The organism is Magnetococcales bacterium (assembly GCA_015232395.1).
GTDB lineage: Bacteria > Pseudomonadota > Magnetococcia > Magnetococcales > JADFZT01 > JADFZT01.
Genome location: JADFZT010000088.1, coordinates 1 through 15,702 on the forward strand (window position 1 = coordinate 1; position 15,702 = coordinate 15,702).

General features: G+C 58.4%; 20 protein-coding genes. All 20 read left to right on the forward strand.

Annotated features, from left to right (window positions below; genetic code table 11):
- On the forward strand, positions 1-326 hold a 326-nt coding region (locus HQL52_17420; protein MBF0371231.1), incomplete at its 5' end, for a phage virion morphogenesis protein.
- Between the two features lie 213 nt (positions 327-539).
- Complete coding sequence (locus HQL52_17425; GenBank protein ID MBF0371232.1) at positions 540-1,562, forward strand: hypothetical protein; 1,023 nt, start codon at positions 540-542, stop codon at positions 1,560-1,562.
- Entirely contained in the window at positions 1,559-1,975 is a 417-nt protein-coding gene (locus HQL52_17430; GenBank protein ID MBF0371233.1) for a DUF2190 family protein, read from the forward strand. The genes HQL52_17425 and HQL52_17430 overlap by 4 nt, the downstream gene beginning before the upstream one ends.
- A 12-nt stretch (positions 1,976-1,987) precedes the next feature.
- Positions 1,988-2,917 (forward strand): major capsid protein, encoded by a 930-nt coding sequence (locus HQL52_17435; GenBank protein ID MBF0371234.1) that lies wholly within the window; start codon positions 1,988-1,990, stop codon positions 2,915-2,917.
- A gap of 2 nt (positions 2,918-2,919) precedes the next feature.
- Positions 2,920-3,423 (forward strand): DUF1320 family protein, encoded by a 504-nt coding sequence (locus HQL52_17440; GenBank protein ID MBF0371235.1) that lies wholly within the window; start codon positions 2,920-2,922, stop codon positions 3,421-3,423.
- Complete coding sequence (locus tag HQL52_17445) at positions 3,423-3,854, forward strand: hypothetical protein (GenBank protein ID MBF0371236.1); 432 nt, start codon at positions 3,423-3,425, stop codon at positions 3,852-3,854. The genes HQL52_17440 and HQL52_17445 overlap by 1 nt, the downstream gene beginning before the upstream one ends.
- Positions 3,854-4,777, forward strand: a complete 924-nt coding sequence (locus HQL52_17450) for a hypothetical protein (protein ID MBF0371237.1) — start codon at positions 3,854-3,856, stop codon at positions 4,775-4,777. Before HQL52_17445 ends, HQL52_17450 begins: the two co-directional genes overlap by 1 nt.
- Position 4,778: 1 nt before the next feature.
- On the forward strand, positions 4,779-5,153 hold the full coding sequence (locus HQL52_17455) for a hypothetical protein (GenBank protein MBF0371238.1): 375 nt from the start codon (positions 4,779-4,781) through the stop codon (positions 5,151-5,153).
- A 45-nt stretch (positions 5,154-5,198) separates the two neighbouring features.
- On the forward strand, positions 5,199-7,787 hold the full coding sequence (locus tag HQL52_17460) for a tape measure protein (protein ID MBF0371239.1): 2,589 nt from the start codon (positions 5,199-5,201) through the stop codon (positions 7,785-7,787).
- Complete coding sequence (locus HQL52_17465; protein ID MBF0371240.1) at positions 7,784-7,999, forward strand: hypothetical protein; 216 nt, start codon at positions 7,784-7,786, stop codon at positions 7,997-7,999. The genes HQL52_17460 and HQL52_17465 overlap by 4 nt, the downstream gene beginning before the upstream one ends.
- Positions 7,996-8,367, forward strand: coding sequence for a hypothetical protein (locus HQL52_17470; GenBank protein ID MBF0371241.1), 372 nt, complete (start codon positions 7,996-7,998; stop codon positions 8,365-8,367). The genes HQL52_17465 and HQL52_17470 overlap by 4 nt, the downstream gene beginning before the upstream one ends.
- A gap of 12 nt (positions 8,368-8,379) precedes the next feature.
- Positions 8,380-9,408: a hypothetical protein gene (locus HQL52_17475; GenBank protein MBF0371242.1), complete on the forward strand. Its 1,029-nt coding sequence runs from the start codon at positions 8,380-8,382 to the stop codon at positions 9,406-9,408.
- A complete protein-coding gene (locus HQL52_17480) occupies positions 9,408-10,478 on the forward strand; it encodes a hypothetical protein (protein MBF0371243.1) in 1,071 nt (356 codons plus the stop codon). The genes HQL52_17475 and HQL52_17480 overlap by 1 nt, the downstream gene beginning before the upstream one ends.
- On the forward strand, positions 10,475-11,035 hold the full coding sequence (locus tag HQL52_17485) for a hypothetical protein (GenBank protein ID MBF0371244.1): 561 nt from the start codon (positions 10,475-10,477) through the stop codon (positions 11,033-11,035). The genes HQL52_17480 and HQL52_17485 overlap by 4 nt, the downstream gene beginning before the upstream one ends.
- Positions 11,036-11,357: 322 nt before the next feature.
- The gene (locus HQL52_17490; GenBank protein ID MBF0371245.1) at positions 11,358-12,749 is read left to right on the forward strand and encodes a hypothetical protein; all 1,392 of its coding nucleotides are present in this window, start codon (positions 11,358-11,360) and stop codon (positions 12,747-12,749) included.
- Between the two features lie 57 nt (positions 12,750-12,806).
- Positions 12,807-13,031, forward strand: a complete 225-nt coding sequence (locus tag HQL52_17495) for a hypothetical protein (GenBank protein ID MBF0371246.1) — start codon at positions 12,807-12,809, stop codon at positions 13,029-13,031.
- Positions 13,032-13,042: 11 nt separating this feature from the next.
- Positions 13,043-13,480 (forward strand): hypothetical protein, encoded by a 438-nt coding sequence (locus tag HQL52_17500; protein MBF0371247.1) that lies wholly within the window; start codon positions 13,043-13,045, stop codon positions 13,478-13,480.
- Between the two features lie 24 nt (positions 13,481-13,504).
- Positions 13,505-14,233, forward strand: a complete 729-nt coding sequence (locus tag HQL52_17505; protein MBF0371248.1) for a hypothetical protein — start codon at positions 13,505-13,507, stop codon at positions 14,231-14,233.
- A 589-nt stretch (positions 14,234-14,822) separates the two neighbouring features.
- A complete protein-coding gene (locus HQL52_17510; protein ID MBF0371249.1) occupies positions 14,823-15,158 on the forward strand; it encodes a hypothetical protein in 336 nt (111 codons plus the stop codon).
- 372 nt (positions 15,159-15,530) lie between these two features.
- Positions 15,531-15,702: hypothetical protein (locus HQL52_17515; protein MBF0371250.1), on the forward strand; the 172-nt coding region annotated here is incomplete at its 3' end.

Genomic DNA, 15,702 nt, shown 5'->3' on the forward strand with positions numbered 1-15,702 from the left:
CGCAGCGACCATTCCGCCAGCCATCGACTTCCACTTGTCCTGAGCCTGCTCTCAAGGGGTCGACCCTGCACCGCCGCAAAAAAAAGGGCAAAGGGGATGGCAAAAAGCTCCAGGTCACCGGCCAGCTCGCTTCTTCCATCAGCGCACAGCACGGGGCGGACTATGCGGTGGTGGGGACAAACCTGGTCTACGCCGCTCACCAGCACTTTGGCTCCAAACCCGAGTGGCCCTGGAACATTCCTGCCCGCCCGTTCATGGGTGTCTCCGATGAAGGCATGACCGCCATTCTGACTGCTATTCAGGTCCATCTGAGAAAAACCCTCTAAAACCCCCTCTCTCGCGTCTTTTGTTCTTCAACTCGTCTTACCCATATCCAAGCAACAAAAGCCCAACACAACTCGAAATAAACAGCAAGTAAACACCATCCCTGTCAAACCGAAGGAGTTGGTGAGCGAGTGACAGCAAAAAAAGCCGATTCCATCGAAAAACGGAACTCGTTCATATGCTCTTGTTCCAGATTATTCTCCACAATCCCTCCCATGACTCAGCCAATAACTATCTTTCGGGCCGGTACGCACACCGACATGAGCGGGGTGCGGCTGGCGTTCACCGGCCAGGATCTCCAGGCCATGGCAGCCGCCTATGATCCTGGTCGCCACGAAGCGCCGCTGGTGCTTGGCCATCCCCAGCACGACGCCCAGGCTCACGGCTGGGTGAAAAAGTTGTCCGTCACGCCAGATGGAGACCTGATCGCCACACCCGAACAGGTTTCCGAGGATCTGGTTGGGATGGTCCAAGAGGGCCGATACAAAAAAATCTCTGCCAGTTTTTATACCCCCACCTCTCCCAACAACCCCAAGCCGGGGGCTTACTATCTCCGCCATGTGGGATTCCTGGGAGCCCAACCGCCAGCGGTGAAGGGGCTGCCGGATCCTGCTTTCAAAGAGGGTGATGATGCCGGAGGGGTGGTTCAGATCGAGTTTGCCGAAACACCATCTACCGAGGACGATGAGATGCCATCAGAGGAAGAAAAAGCAGCTGCTAAGAAGGCAGCAGAGCTGAAAGAGCGGGAAGAGAAGTTGGCTGCCGACCAAGCCAGCTTTGCCGAGCAACAAAAAAGCCTGGATGCCAAAGCTCAAAACCTGGCTCTGGCTGAAAAAAGGGCTCGCGACCGGGAAGATCTGGCCTTTATGGAGGGAGTGGTAGAGGCGGGAAAAGTTCTTCCAGCTGAACAAGCCCCACTCACAGCCCTTCTGTCTGGCCTGCACGGGTCTCAGGAGCTTTCCTTCTCCGAGGGTGAGGGGACGGTCAAAAAGAGCCCTGCCGAAATCCTGAAGGGCTTTTTGTCCGGCCTCTCTTCCCGGGTGGAATATGGGGAGCTGGCAGCGGCTGAAGAGGGCGTGGCTGGATCCGCTGCAACTGTCCAAGTTCCACCTGGATACACTGTCGATCCGGCAAGCGCCAGATTGCATCTCAAAACTTTGGCATACGCCAAAGCTCACAATATCGAGTATGGCGAAGCTTTGGATGCCGTCACCATGGCCATGGAGAGTGCTCAATGAGCCGCCAGTCCATCACCCTGCTGACCCTCACCATCACCGCGAGCGGCGCTATCACCGCCTGTCGTGGCGTAGGTCATGACGGCGCTCAGGCCACCACCCAGGGGCAAAAAATCGTAGGTGTCGCCTGCACCGATGCCGCCGACACTGAGGGTTTGTCGGTAGACGTCAAGGGCACTGCTGTCATCGAGTCTGGAGCCACCATCGCTGTCGGCGACTCCCTGATCGTCGATGCCAGCGGTCGCGGCATCCCGGTCACCGGCGCTCTGGAGGTCGCCAGCGGAGCCACTCCCGTCACCTCTACGGCTGCCGATGGGGCGGTTTTCACTGGGGCAGATCTGCCCGAGTTTGTTTTTGCTGACGCTCTCCAGGCCGCCGCCGGCGCTGGGGAGTTCATCGAAGTATTGTTGCGATAGGAGAACGACCTGATGTCCATGAACGCCTCTCAGGTCCGGGTCGTCGATCCGGTCCTGTCCCGCATCGCGCTGGGCTACAAAAATGCCACCCATGTGGGAAGCATTCTATTTCCTCACGTCCCGGTCCTCTTGGCTGGCGGAAAGATCCTGCGGTTCGGTAAGGAATCCTTCAAGCTCTACAGTGCCCGTCGAGCCCCTGGCAGTAACACCAAGCGGGTTGATTTTGGCTATGAAAGCGATCCTTACACCCTGGCCCAGGAATCCCTGGAGGGCAAGGTGCCTCGGGAGCATCTGCGGGAGGCCCAGACCTCTCCCGGGCTCGACCTCGGCAGGCGTGCCACTACGAATGTCATGCGCCTGGTCGCGCTCTCTCTGGAGTATGAGCAGGGTCAACTCGCCACCAACGCCAACAACTATGACAGCGACCACAAGGTGACCCTGAGCGGTACCAGTCAATGGAGTGATGGCGCTTCAGATCCCACTGGAGACATCAACGCCGGCAAGGAGGCGATCCGCGCCAGTGTCGGTGTCGAACCCAACGTCTTGCTGCTTTCGGCCAAGGCCTTCAATGCACTAAAGAACCACCCAACCATCATTGAGCGGATCAAATACACCGGGCGCGATTCGGTGACGCCGGATCTTTTGGCTGGCCTGTGGGATCTGGAGCGGGTGGTGGTAGGCAAGGCGGTCACCTCTGACGATGCTGGGACGCTCACTGATGTCTGGGGCAAGGATGCGGTATTGGCCTATGTTCCGGCCAGCCCATCCGGCATGGAGGAGCCCTCTTTCGGCTACACCTATACGCTGAAAGGGCACCCGCTGGTGGAAAGGCCCTACTACGACAACAACCTCAAGAGCTGGCTTTATCCGGTGACCTATGAGCGCCTGCCGGTCCTTACAAGCATACTGTCCGGCTATCTGATCAAGGATGCGGTGGACTGATCATGCCCTACGCCACACCATCCGACCTCATCGCCTGGTACGGGGCTGTGGAGATGGCCCAGCGGGGCGCATCGGACCACCTGGATGTGGTGGATGCGGATCTGCTCCTGGCCACAGTCGAGGGTGGTGACCGCTCCGGCTGGACCCAGGAGCGGCAGGACGCTGCTGATGAGGCGCTGGGGCGCATGGATGCAGCGCTTCTGATGGCGACCAGGGAGATGGGTGTTTATCTCTCTGGTCGTTACACCCTGCCTATCGATGCGGCTGTGGTGGCTGACAGCGCCCTGCCCCGGATCTGCGGCGATCTCGCCCGCTGGTTTCTCTATGATGATGGCGCTCCCCCACACATTGGGGATCGCTATGATCGAGCCAACAAGGTCCTGCGGGATATCCAGGCGGGGCGGGCTGATCTGGGCGGGGCTTCGGCACCGTCCGGAAGTGGCGCTGGCATGCCGGTGGTGGGGGTTGGGTCCGGTTCGGCTTTTTCGGGCATGGATCGTTTTTGATGGACGACTTTTACGCTGCCGAGCCGCTGATCGTAACGCGACTCAAAGGTCAGGTCTCAGCCTTGAAAAGCGTGGCCGGGGCTCGGGATCTGGATGGGGCTGCGGAGATGTCCAGACCAGCCCCGGCGGCGTATGTCATACCCTCTGGAGAAGCCATTCGGAGTGCAAACGAAGGGGAGGCGACTCTGGAGCAGTATTGGGTGGTGGTGATCGCCGTCCGTAACGCTCGTGACCTCCAGTCAGGAGAGGCGGAGCGGCGGGAGGTTGGCCCCATAAAGGCCGCCGTTATCAGTGCGCTTTTAGGGTGGAAGCCGGGGAAAGGGTTTACGCCTCTTTCCATAGCGCAAGCCCCCCCTCCGATCCCTCTGGACGGAGTTGGATTTTATCCTGTTCGATTTTCTACACGCATCACGGTAAGAGGAGTGGGTTGATGGGACTGTATTCATACAAGGGTTCGGGCAAGGTCTACGCCAGACCTTTTGCTGGCGGAAAACTCCGCTATCTCGGCAACAACAAAGAGCTGAAAATCTCTGTCAGCGAAGAGGTGCATGAACTCAAAAACTATGATGACCCGCAGGGCGGGACTGCTGATATCGTGCGGCGGATCGACAAGGTGGAAATATCCGTCACTCTGAGCGAGTTTTCCCCGGAAAATCTCGCCCTTTCCCTCCACGGCACTGCCAGCCAGACCACCGCCGACTCGATCACCGATGAGGTCCACACGGCCTACACGGACGGCCTGATCCGCCTTGCGCACATCGATCCCACATCGGTGACTGTGACCAGCACGGATGGGGGTGATGCCAGCGCATGGACAGCCACCACCTCCTATAGCGTGGATACCTACGTCACCCCGGTGGGAGGGGGTGGTCGGTATTACAAATGCACGGCTGCTGGCGATTCTGACGGCACGGAGCCCGTTTGGCCCACTGACGGCTCCACGATAGTGGACGGCACTGCGGCCTGGCAGGATATGGGTCTCATCACCCGGGCGGAAGATTCGGACTACCAGGTCACTGGCGCGGGCCTCCTCATTCTGCCTGGCGGCCTCATCGAGGATGGTCGGGATATCAAGGTGGGTTACGATTATACGGCTGAGGATGTGGTCAACGCCCTGACCGAGTCCAACACTGAGTTGACCCTCGTTTTCGACGGAGTCAACACCGCTCACGACGACCGAACCCGGGTGGTGGATATCTACCGGGTGCGGTTTGGCCCGGTCAACGAAATGCAATACAAGAGCGACTCGTTCGGAGAGTTTTCTTTGACGGGCACACTGCTAGCCGACTCCACCAAAACCGGAGCTGGAATTTCCAAGTATTTCAAGGAAACCACTCCAGTGGTGAGTAGCTGACATGGGCGATCAAACAGTCAAAATCGGTGACCAGGAAATCATCATCCGCGAGATGACCGTCGCTGAGGTGGATCAGTGGATTGAGCGCAAGGGTGAGGGTGAACTCAAAGGCTCCGCCACATCGGCCATACTCTTCGACGACCCTTTTCTTCTCGAAGACCTGGCCAGCGTTTCCAGCCTGGGAGTAGAAGAGCTTGCCCGCCTCACTCCACCCGTCGTCGAGCAGATCCGACAGGCAGCAGAAAAGGCCAACCCCCCTTTTTTTGCCGTGAGAAGGAAGCTCCGAGAGGTGATGGAAGAAGCATTGCAGAGCAGCATCGAGAATTCCGCCGAGTCGTCTGCGGTCTTATCCGCTCCGGCCACGCCAACGCCCTGAGCTACCCCTTTTCCTTCTTCCAGGCCGCCTTGGAGGAGCTGATCGATGCCAGCAAAAAATAAGCTTGAAATCCAGCTCGGCCTGGAAGCCAAGGCGTTTCAAGATGGCGTCAAGCAGGCTCAGGACAAGTGGAAGTCGATGGCTGGCGGAATGGTCGCTGCGGCCAAGAAAGTCACGGCTGATGCCGGGAAGCTCTCCACAACCCAGAAAACCCTGGCTCGGGAGATGGGCAAAGTTCCCGGCAAGGCCAGCGCCCAAACCAAAAGCCTGAAACATCTCAGCTCCTCTTACAGAACCACCCAGGATGCCGTTGCCTCTCTCACCAGCAGATTGTTGGCGCTGGCCGGGGCGTATGTCGGATTTCAAACCCTGACCGGGCTGTTTAAAAGTTTCATTCAGACCGCTGGCAGTTTTGAGCAGATCCGCATTCAGCTGGAGGGGTTGATGGGGAGTGCTGAGGGGGGAGAGCGGGCGTTTTCCTGGGTCGAAAAGTTTACCAAGAACACTCCCTACGAGATGGCGCAGGTAGCCAATAGCTTTGCCTCCCTCAAGGCGTTTGGACTGGACCCCATGGACGGCACCATGCAGGCCCTGACTGACCAATCCGCAAAATTGGGCGGGGGACAGGAAAAACTCCACGGCATCATCCTCGCAGTGGGTCAGGCCTGGGCCAAGGGCAAACTTCAGGGAGAGGAAATTCTTCAGCTCGTGGAGCGCGGAGTTCCAGTTTGGGATCTGCTGGCCAAAGCCACAAGCAAAAACGTTACCGAACTCCAGGACATGTCCAGCAAAGGCCAGCTGGGTCGGGACGTGATCCGGGCGCTGATCGATGAGATGGGTCGGGCTGCCGACGGCCAGGCGCAAGCCCAGATGAAATCCTGGAATGGCCTGGTCAGCAACGTCAAAGACACATACGCCGCCTTTCTCGATACCGTGGCCCGCTCCGGGTCTCTGGACCACCTCAAAAAACAGCTGGATGGCGCTCTCTCCTCTTTCCAGTCGATGAAAAAAGAGGAGATGCAGGCGTGGGCCAAAAAGATCTCCGACGCCATCATCGGAGTGGCTGAAGCAGTCAAAGAGGCGGTGCTTTTTATCCGCGATTGGGGCAAGGAAATTTTGATCGTGGTGGGGGCGCTCAAGGGGCTTTCCGTCCTCTCCAACGTGATCGAAAATTTCTCCACCCTCAAAACCGCTGCCGTAGGCCTGGCGGGCGGTATTGCAGGCGTCACCAGTGCGAGCGGGGCGCTGATCGCCACCCCTATCGGCGCGACCCTGGCAGCAGCAGGCACAGCCTATGCCGGGCTCAGCTGGTGGGTGGATCAGCATCGGAAAAAGCTCCTCAAAGAGGCCGAGGCCACCGTGGCTCTGGTCAAAACCAAAACCAGTCTGGTCAATGCGCTGAAAGAGATTGAGGCCAAGCAAAAAAAGCTGACCAATATCACCGATACAATCACCTCCAAACAGGAGGCTCTCGCCAGGGCCGAGACCCAGCGGGGGCAGCACAGAAAAGCTCTCCAGCAAGAAGAAATCAGGCTCACGAGAAAGGTTCTGACAGAAAGGATATCAGCAGCCAATAAGGCCGCTGCGGCCACCGAGAGGGCTGCGGAAAAAAGTCTGGCTGCCGAGAGGAGGCTGGCGAGCGAAATCAAATCACTGGAGGAGCAAAAAAAGTCCGCCCGCATGACCACGGAGGAGAAGCTCCAGGCTCTGCGCGAGCGGGGCATGACCGATGCGCAAAAAGAGTCCGCACACTTCAAAATTGCAACCGATAAGCTTCGGGAAGCACGAAAAATAATCGACGACAGAGACGCCACGCCGGAGGAGATGGTGTGGGCCAAAACCCTTCTCCAGCAAGCCCAGGATGCCTATGCCGGTCTCAAAAAGACGAACTTGGCGATGCATGGAGTCAAGGTCGTCGGCAAAAATCTTGATGACCTCTTCGACAAACAGCGAGTTGCCGCGTCCCAGGCGCTGAAGGCTCAGCAGGGAGAAACTGACGGTCTGGCAAAAAGCCTGGTGGAAGCTGCGAATGAGGTTGAGGCGCTCCAGGCTCAACTGAACGCCATCCCTGACATCACCAATAAAACGCTCAAGATCGTGGCGGATGCCGAGCAGGCTCGGGACGTCATCCACAACCTGGAAATGGAAATCGACATCCTGAGCCGCAAAAAAATCAAGATCGAGGCCGAAGCTGGAATCACCCAGAAGTACGCCTCTGGCGGTCTGGCAGTCAGATCTGTCGGCAGCGGCCTTTTCAGTGGCGCGGGTACAGGCACATCCGACAGCAACGTGGTGCGGATTTCCAACCAGGAGTACATCGTCAACGCTGCCAGGACGAAGCGACTTCTCCCAATTCTGAACCTGTTAAACTTCGGCTCCGATTCAGCGGTAAGCCGGTTTTTGAGTGGGATCAAGGGGTATCGCCATGGTGGCCTGCCCCAAGGTTTGGGGCTCCCATCGACCCCCCAGATCGCTCTGGCGGGTGGTGGGCAGGCATCCTCACCGCCTGTGCTGGGTGTCTACCAGCTGGATGTCACCGATCAGGGCCAGCCGCTCGGCTCGTTTACGGCAGGCTCTCGGGATGAGGTTACCGCCCTGGCCGATGCTGTTGTGAAAAGGATGCGGGGCCGATGAGCGTTGATGCCCTGAAAAAACTTTTGCGCACTGATGGCCCAGTCTCCGGACGGGTAGTGAATTTCCGTCAAGGCCGAGCGGTGGTGGCCACCAGCGCCGGGCCTGTCGAGGCTACGCCGTCCGGATCTCTCAGCACCGGTGACAAGGTAATCGTGCAAGCCGGTATCGCCACCAGGCGGACCCAGGGTGGCGGCAGGGAGTATCGGGTATGAGTCGCTCCCTGGGAGACCTTCTTCTGCCGGACGGCACCCAATGGAAGGATCGTCACGAGCGATCCGACCTGACCCAGCCCGTTACCCGCACCCTGGGAGGTCGCCTGGTGGTGTCCGCCCCCGCCACCACCGGGGGCCGATCCATCACCCTAACCATGGTGGACGAGGTTTCCTGGCCCGACCAGGATTTTGTCGATGCCGTGACAGAAATGGCCAGCGTGCCCGGCGCAAGCTACACCCTGGAGTGGGATGATGAGAGCTATGTGGTGATGTTTCGCCACCACGAACCCCCAGCGGTCTCTTTCATCCCGCTCTGGCCCAACCACAACCAATACACCGGAGTGATCCGGCTTTTTACTGTCACCTGATCTGGAGGATGTATGGCTGCCAGCTCTGAACTTCTTTTTTATCAACCTGAGACCGTCAGCAATGCCTCCAGTAACGGGGGGCGGCTGACAGCCACAGAAATTCCTACCAGCGTCAAGAACAACGTCTGGCCGGATGTTCCCCACGCCGAACAGGAGACAGGCTCTACAAAATACCGAAAGATTTTCTATAAATTTTCCAACGATGACGACATAGCGCTGGCGAGTCCCAGGGTTTTTGTGGAAAACCCCTCCCCAGGTGGGGATCGGGTATTGATATTCCCTGGCACCCAGACCGATACCCAGGGAGACCTCACCGGATCGGAGCGGCTCTACGGGACAGGGGCGCTGGATCTCGACGTCTCTGCTGGAGCCTCTTCTGTCGATGTTCTGGTTGAGGATGCAGCGGATGCTGTTTTTCAGGACGGCGATCTCATTCGCATCTCCGATATGGCCGACATTTCTGATGCCGGTGGTGCCGAGGAGTTTATCCGGCTGGCTGCGACCGGTGCGGTCTCCTGGAACGGCAATAAAGCCACCCTCGTTTTTGAGTCCGGGGTGACGCTGAGCAATGCCTATTCGGCTGCTCTCACTCGGGTGGGATCGGTTATTGAGTCAGCAGATATCCAGGGCGGTTGGGATAGCTGGGGAGGGTCTACAGCAGCGGGCACTTATGATGGTGAGACCCCTCCGACCGCCCCCACCACCAACGTTCCGCTCCTGGATTCCATCGGCTCCATTGAGCAGACGTGGACCATCACCTTTACCACTGCCACCGCCTTCACATGCAGCGGGGATACGGTTGGGTCGGTTTCCGGAGGATCCATATCCACAGATTTTGCTCCCAATAATAGCGACTTTTCAAAGCCATACTTTACCCTGCCTTTTGCTGGTTGGGGTGGTACCTGGGCTCCTGGAGATATACTTACGTTCACCACCCATCCAGCGGCGGTAGGCATCTGGTGGAAACGGGTGATTCCGGCTGGAGCCGGGAGTCTGTCCGCCAACAGGGTTTTTGTGGCGATCACCGGAGAGGCCGCCTGATGGGCGATACCTCCTCAACTCTGACGCTCCAGGTTGCCCCCAAAGATGGGGACGATGTTTTTGAGTTGATCGCGGATTCCGCTGAAGACGGCAACACCCCGTGCGCGGTTGACTGGGGGGAAGATGAGTGGGTGACGGCGTACAATCAAAAAATGAAACAGCGGTCGGCATGGTCGGTGGTTCAAATGTCCGATGGCTACACCAGTACCGTGGAAAAGTTCACCCCTCTGACTGTGCTGCAAGACGGAATAAGGAGGGTTCGGCTCTACTGCGCCAAGGCTTACACCAGCACTATCGAGATTACGGTTGAAGAGGGTGGATCGTGGAAAAATATTGGCCGCCAGTCGGCGAGGCTGATTGAAACGATCACCTTTTCCGGAGAGCGGGAAAAGAGTCTCCAGTATTCCTACGACAGCCCGGAGGCGACAGTCACGAGTCAGACGAATTTTGTCGATATCCAGGGTAACCCCGTGGATGCGCCAGTCTACGACGCCACCACCGCCACATTCACTGCGGCTGACGAGGTGTATGGGGCGATGGTCATTGAGTACAGCCCCGAATACAACCTGATCGAGGTCACCTACGGAAACGGCAGTACGGTGGCCACCGAATCGCATTTTAGGGACATGCAGGCCGCGTGGCTGACTGGAGATCTGGAGAGTGCAGACATCCCACCGGTCCACCTGATCGCCCTATCCAGCCGACACGCAACCCAAGCCAGTTTTGAGCGGAATATCTGGCCATCTGGAGCCCCATCTTATCAGCTTGCCACCACATCCTATCAATCCAACGCCGACTCTGGTGGGGCGGATGAGGGAGGCGAGCAAGGCGGTGAAGAAGGAGGCGAAGAAGGAGGCGAAGAAGAAGGTGCCCCTTTCGAAATTGAGGATGATGTGGGCACCGCTACCTACACAGAAATTCCCAATACGAGACAATACAGCGCCCCATACAGAATAACCGATCCGGACAATGCAGACGCCTACGTGGAGGTTGAGGATATCCTCTCGCTGTCACTCAAGGACGCCAGCACCGGCAGTACACTAAAACTAAGATTTTTGAACGGCTCATGAGCGTTCGACTCGGCCCGTTTCGTCGACTGAAAAGCTTTCAGTTTCCCGGTGTTTTCGATGTGGTTCTCTGTATCGTCGAAAGATCGTCCTGGTATACGGACGAGGATGACGGCACACAACGGTTTGACGAGGATCTTGACGAGTTCAGGGCGTACTATCAAACGACTGGATACGGCCCTACAAAGTTCGGCGTTATCAAGCCTGAGGAGCCAGTGGAGGAGGGTGAAACGGTCCCGAGCATTTTGCCGTCCAACAGGTCGATGCCGTCAGAGGTAAAGCTGTTCCAGGCCTCCTACCCCCCCACATTTTCCGAATACTGGAGTGCAATCGAAAATCTCGCTGGCGACGTAAGCGACGGAACCCCGGTAAACGTCATAATCATCGCCCGCAAATACAATACGGATTTTTTGGACGCGAGCTACGATGCGTTATTCGCGCATCTTGCCCAGCAATGGCCGGATACAGCTGTTTATGAGGCAGACGAGCTTTCGTGGGGGAAGTGGGTTTTTGCCATGAGGATGGCATATCTTCCGGTTATGAGGTCTCATTGGCCATGAAAACCCCCGCCAGGCAGGATTTCATCCGATGACCCTCAGCAGAGCCCTTGAGGCCTCCTGGTCTGTACGGATAGCCCGGAGCTTGGAGGCACCCTACAGCACGCCTATCGCCAGATCGCTGGAGGCTCCTTATGCTCTGCGGTCGCTACTGAGGCGATCACTGGAAACCCCTTACGAGCCCAGCGACACTTTGACGGCTGCTCTGGAGGCTCCCTGGGATCTGCTCAACCACAACCCGGTCCGGGCAGGCCTTACAGCCATCTGGGATATCCTGGGGGATGTCTCGCCGGTGGATGCTACGGTGGAGGCGCGGGTCACCCATCTGGGCGCCCCTCTCCAGGTCAGCTCTCTCACCCTCACCCAGACCGAGGGCGACTACGCCTGGGTGGCGGATTTGATCCTGGCGGATCTGGCCGGGCACCAGCGGATCCGCACCGATGACCTTATTGTCATCACCATTGATGGCGTGCCTTGGTCTTTCATTGTCGATGAGAAAGCCTCGCAAAGGTCCGCAACTTCAGCCCCGGTTCCCACCCTCTCCCTGGTGAGCCCCACCGCATCTCTTGCCTCGCCACGAGCCGATACCCTGGAGCTGTCCTGGGAGGATGCGGTGGATGCCCAAACGGCGGTGGAGCAGATGCTCGGGGTGTCAGTCACCTGGGATCTGGTGGCCTGGACCATCCCTGGTGGCCGCCTGGCGCTCTACGACACCACCCCTCTGGAGGCGGCCCGCACCGTGGTGGAGGCTGCTGGCGGGCTGATCGAGACCCAGCCGGACGGCTCCATCCTGGTCCGGCACCGCTATCCCACCTCTCCCCCCGACTGGGGAAACGCCACCCCGGATCACATCCTGACCGACGCTACCGACAATCTTAGCTGTACCGAGCGTTATCTCCAGCGCCGGGGCGCGACCAGATTCACTATCCGGGACTATACCCCCGGTGGTGGTTCGATCCCGATGGAGGTGGATGACCGGGAGGGTGGTCTGAATGCGGGCACAACCTCTTTTCAGGGTGGTGATACCGCCCACATCCTCCTTCACGTAGGGCCGACCGTGACCCTGGACGAGGTGACCGCCTCCACCGGCACCCTGGCTCAGGGGGCGGATCAGTCCTATCAGGTGACCGAGGATCTGGCCTTTGAAGGATCGGATAGTGTCACCCTCTCCAAACCAGCCACCAGCCTGGATAGCTGGACCTGGCTCGGTACCGATCTGGGGGCGCTCACCCTGGAGTCGGATGGGGTGACGGTGACCGCTGAAAGTGCTGGCCTGGCCGTGGCTCGGGTGGTGATGACCCTCACCCCCCGATCCTGGGCTATCACCACCCCGGCTACAGTGGCAGATGATGTCGATGCGTATCCGATCCTGATTCAGGCCACCGGCACCGAGGTGGATCCTGTGGGAGAGGGGGAGATCGAGGTCTACCGGGGGGAGGGAGCGACCCAGGGGGAGGATGTCGTCGATCCTCTCCTCGCCACCCTGGACGTTATGCGCTCCAGAGGCCGGGCTGAACTGGACGCCGCAGAGGCGCTACGGGAGGTGGAGATCGCCTGTATCTGTCGACCGGAGCTGAGGCTGGGCCACCTGGTCGAGGTCCACGACGCCCTGATGGGCCAGAGCTGGATCGGTCAGATTGTGGCTGTCACTCACACTATCCAACATCTACAGGCGGTGACCACCGTCAAAATCATGCGCTACGCCGACGATATCTAAGGAGAAACCCGAATGATCACTCAAGATCAGCTGCAAAACCATCTTTACAAGACGGCCATGGGCGGTGAGGGGTTTCTCATCACCCGTATCGCCTACAACGGCAATAACGACCCCGAGTACGTCGGGCAAGCGATCCCCGGCAGCACCACAGGGGATGCGGTCTGGCAGGTCAAGCGCATTACCTATGACGGCAACCAAAACCCGACGGTCATTGAGTTTGCCGGGGTGGCAGCTTCTTTCAATCAGGTCTGGGACGACCGAGCCTCTCTCACTTACGGATAAGGGGAATCGCCATGCCGCAAAAATTCAACCCCCTTACCGGACGGATGAATCTGGTCCAGCAAGGCCTCACCGGCCCAGCAGGACCTGCCGTCCACCTGATCAACGGCCAAGGGTTTCTGGATGGGCTGAACCAAGTGACCAGTGGCGTCATCATCGAGATCCCGGCCCCCTCCGCCGGCTACGCCACCAGCACCGGGATCCGCATTACCACCCCCCGTACCGCCGGGGATATCCATCTACAGCTGACCCGAAACGGCACGCCTCTGGTGGCCACCGACCTTCATCTTCATATCGACGCCACCAACACCCAAACCAGTGACGCTCAGATCGCCAGTGGGAACGCCTCTTTTCGGTATGAGCAGGGCGACACCATCGGCTTGGTCATGACCAGCACCGCCTTTACCCCTCTGGCGCAGCGGATCGATGTGTATGTGGGTTTTGAGGGATAACGATTCTCTAAAAAGGAAAACACCATGCCGCAATTTGTGATTGTAGACCCAGAGGGTAACGTCGTGTCCGGCCCGTGGGAGTGGAGCAAAAGCGCCCTCAGTCGGGAGGCAGGGAAGCTCTCCCCAACCCCCGTCGCCAGACCCTCAGACCCGCCCCCAACAGAACCCTGGTCTATCCACGGTGGACATACAGTCATCCAGGTCGATATGACCGATGAGGTCTATGACTCAACCCTGGAAACTGCTGGAGATCCAATATTTTCCGTGGAGATGGGTGAGGTCACTCTTGAGACGGGCAAAGGGGAAAAGACCCTACCTCTGGCCGTCGCAGTCACCGGGTCTCGATCAAAAAAAGCCCGCCCGGTGGGTGAGATCAAATCCCAGATGGAAAGCAGCGTCAACAGCCGGGCCGAGTCGATGAAAAAGGCCTTGCTGACTCCTGGAGAGGGGAAAAAAGCGGAGTACGAAAGCCTGAGGGAGGAGTTGGAGCGGTATGAGAAAGACCCTGATCCGGATCCGACATCCTATCCGTGGCTGGCGGCGGGAATTGGTGGGGATGTCCCGGACACCGAGGATCCGAAAGAGGATCTCAAAGCTGCTGTGGCCATGGTGAAAACTGCCAAAACCAAGTGGGATCAAAAAGGCGCTCAAATCCGCAAAGCCCAGCGCAAAGCCCTGGCCATGATCCAGGCCGCCGCTACTGGAGCTGAGGCCGTCGCGGCGGCGGCGACCATGGATTCTCTGACGGTCTGAGGGGGTGGTGATGGGTTATGCGCGATGGGGCGAGAAGGAGGATGAAATTATCCGTCAGCACTATCCGGACGGCGGTGCTGCCGCATGCAGCCCCTACCTACCCAGCCGCACGCTGGTGGCTATCTCCACCCGAGCACACGCTATAAGAGTGAGTCGTCAGAGCGCTCGCACCTCTTGGGTTGTAGGGGAGGATCGACTCGTCCGGCGATACTACCCCAAAGGGGGGGCAATAGCCTGCGCTCCCTACCTCCCTGGCCGCACCTTGGCGGCTATCACTCACCGAGCAAAAACGCTCGGAATAAAGCATCGACATGGCGGTCTACCGTGGACCAAAAAGGATGACGATACCCTCCTGAAACATTATCCGTATGGGGGGGAAAGGGCCTGTGTGAAGGTGATGCCGCACCGCACCAGGACAGCCATCAAGGTCAGGTGGTCAAGGATAAGCCGACATGGGCGACCTGAAAGCTACCCCCCAACCAAAACAACCCCGCCCACCGTGGAACTGCGAGACGTCCCGACAGACCTAATCCCCCCTCTTCTTCAGGAAATCGTCCAGACGATTGGGTATGAAGGAGCGGAAAACCTCGTGAGCCGTTTTGGCGGTCAAAGAGTGTTTATCCCCAAAAAACGTACCCACCTCCACACCCGATTTGCGCAAAAAGTTGGGGCGGCTATTGCCGGGCCGATGTCTGCCAGGTTTGGGGGAGAGACGATCTCTGTACCGAATGGGAAAAGCATGTTCAAGCGGGCCGCAAAGCGCATCAGGGATACGCAGATCCGTGAAGACTACGACAGCAATACCCCGGTCCGAGTGCTAGTAGGGCGGTACGGGCTGGGAGAAAGGGCGATCTACCAAATACTGAACGATACTGGGGCAGAGGCTCTGGCGGCGGCAGCGGTGATGGATGGGCTGATGGTCTGACTGCAAACCGTGCGCATGTGCACGGCTTGGTCAAATGTTGCACCGGTGCAACATTTGACTCTCAGACATGAGTTCTCTTTTCATTTGACACCCCCACCCCCCTCAGATTAGGCTGGAGGTACTGAAACTACGAAGCGGTACCCGTTCCGCCAAAACGGTTTTTTTGTGCCCAAATGTTGCCACGTCGCAACATTTGCCATCGACCCATCACCCATCCGGCTCCTCACCGGTGTGCAGTTCCTTTTGGCGGGATGAGAGGGGGAAATAAGGCGTTTCGGCGCACGAATAACCCCCGAGCTTCTTTGTAGGCTTAGTTGAGTCCCGCCATCTCTCAGCAAAGGGTGGCATACTGAACTACGAAGGAGCACTATCATGGAAAACGCCGTAACACCCGTCATCCCCCTGGATCCCGACCACACTGTTGATGCTGGAACTCCCTCCGTCAACGCCTGCGACCTGTATGCTTTTCTGGAGGTGGGCAATGAGCGTTTGCAGAATATCGTTCAGGGGCGCGGCACGATAGCCGAACTGATCTTCCAGATGC

What these genes read in the sequence shown, in the direction of transcription:
- HQL52_17425 (MBF0371232.1), top strand. Translation starts at nt 540, where the DNA reads ATGACTCAGCCAATAACTATCTTTCGGGCCGGTACGCACACCGACATG.
- HQL52_17430 (MBF0371233.1), top strand. Translation starts at nt 1,559, where the DNA reads ATGAGCCGCCAGTCCATCACCCTGCTGACCCTCACCATCACCGCGAGC.
- HQL52_17435 (MBF0371234.1), top strand. Translation starts at nt 1,988, where the DNA reads ATGTCCATGAACGCCTCTCAGGTCCGGGTCGTCGATCCGGTCCTGTCC.
- HQL52_17440 (MBF0371235.1), top strand. Translation starts at nt 2,920, where the DNA reads ATGCCCTACGCCACACCATCCGACCTCATCGCCTGGTACGGGGCTGTG.
- HQL52_17445 (MBF0371236.1), top strand. Translation starts at nt 3,423, where the DNA reads ATGGACGACTTTTACGCTGCCGAGCCGCTGATCGTAACGCGACTCAAA.
- HQL52_17450 (MBF0371237.1), top strand. Translation starts at nt 3,854, where the DNA reads ATGGGACTGTATTCATACAAGGGTTCGGGCAAGGTCTACGCCAGACCT.
- HQL52_17455 (MBF0371238.1), top strand. Translation starts at nt 4,779, where the DNA reads ATGGGCGATCAAACAGTCAAAATCGGTGACCAGGAAATCATCATCCGC.
- HQL52_17460 (MBF0371239.1), top strand. Translation starts at nt 5,199, where the DNA reads ATGCCAGCAAAAAATAAGCTTGAAATCCAGCTCGGCCTGGAAGCCAAG.
- HQL52_17465 (MBF0371240.1), top strand. Translation starts at nt 7,784, where the DNA reads ATGAGCGTTGATGCCCTGAAAAAACTTTTGCGCACTGATGGCCCAGTC.
- HQL52_17470 (MBF0371241.1), top strand. Translation starts at nt 7,996, where the DNA reads ATGAGTCGCTCCCTGGGAGACCTTCTTCTGCCGGACGGCACCCAATGG.
- HQL52_17475 (MBF0371242.1), top strand. Translation starts at nt 8,380, where the DNA reads ATGGCTGCCAGCTCTGAACTTCTTTTTTATCAACCTGAGACCGTCAGC.
- HQL52_17480 (MBF0371243.1), top strand. Translation starts at nt 9,408, where the DNA reads ATGGGCGATACCTCCTCAACTCTGACGCTCCAGGTTGCCCCCAAAGAT.
- HQL52_17485 (MBF0371244.1), top strand. Translation starts at nt 10,475, where the DNA reads ATGAGCGTTCGACTCGGCCCGTTTCGTCGACTGAAAAGCTTTCAGTTT.
- HQL52_17495 (MBF0371246.1), top strand. Translation starts at nt 12,807, where the DNA reads ATGGGCGGTGAGGGGTTTCTCATCACCCGTATCGCCTACAACGGCAAT.
- HQL52_17500 (MBF0371247.1), top strand. Translation starts at nt 13,043, where the DNA reads ATGCCGCAAAAATTCAACCCCCTTACCGGACGGATGAATCTGGTCCAG.
- HQL52_17505 (MBF0371248.1), top strand. Translation starts at nt 13,505, where the DNA reads ATGCCGCAATTTGTGATTGTAGACCCAGAGGGTAACGTCGTGTCCGGC.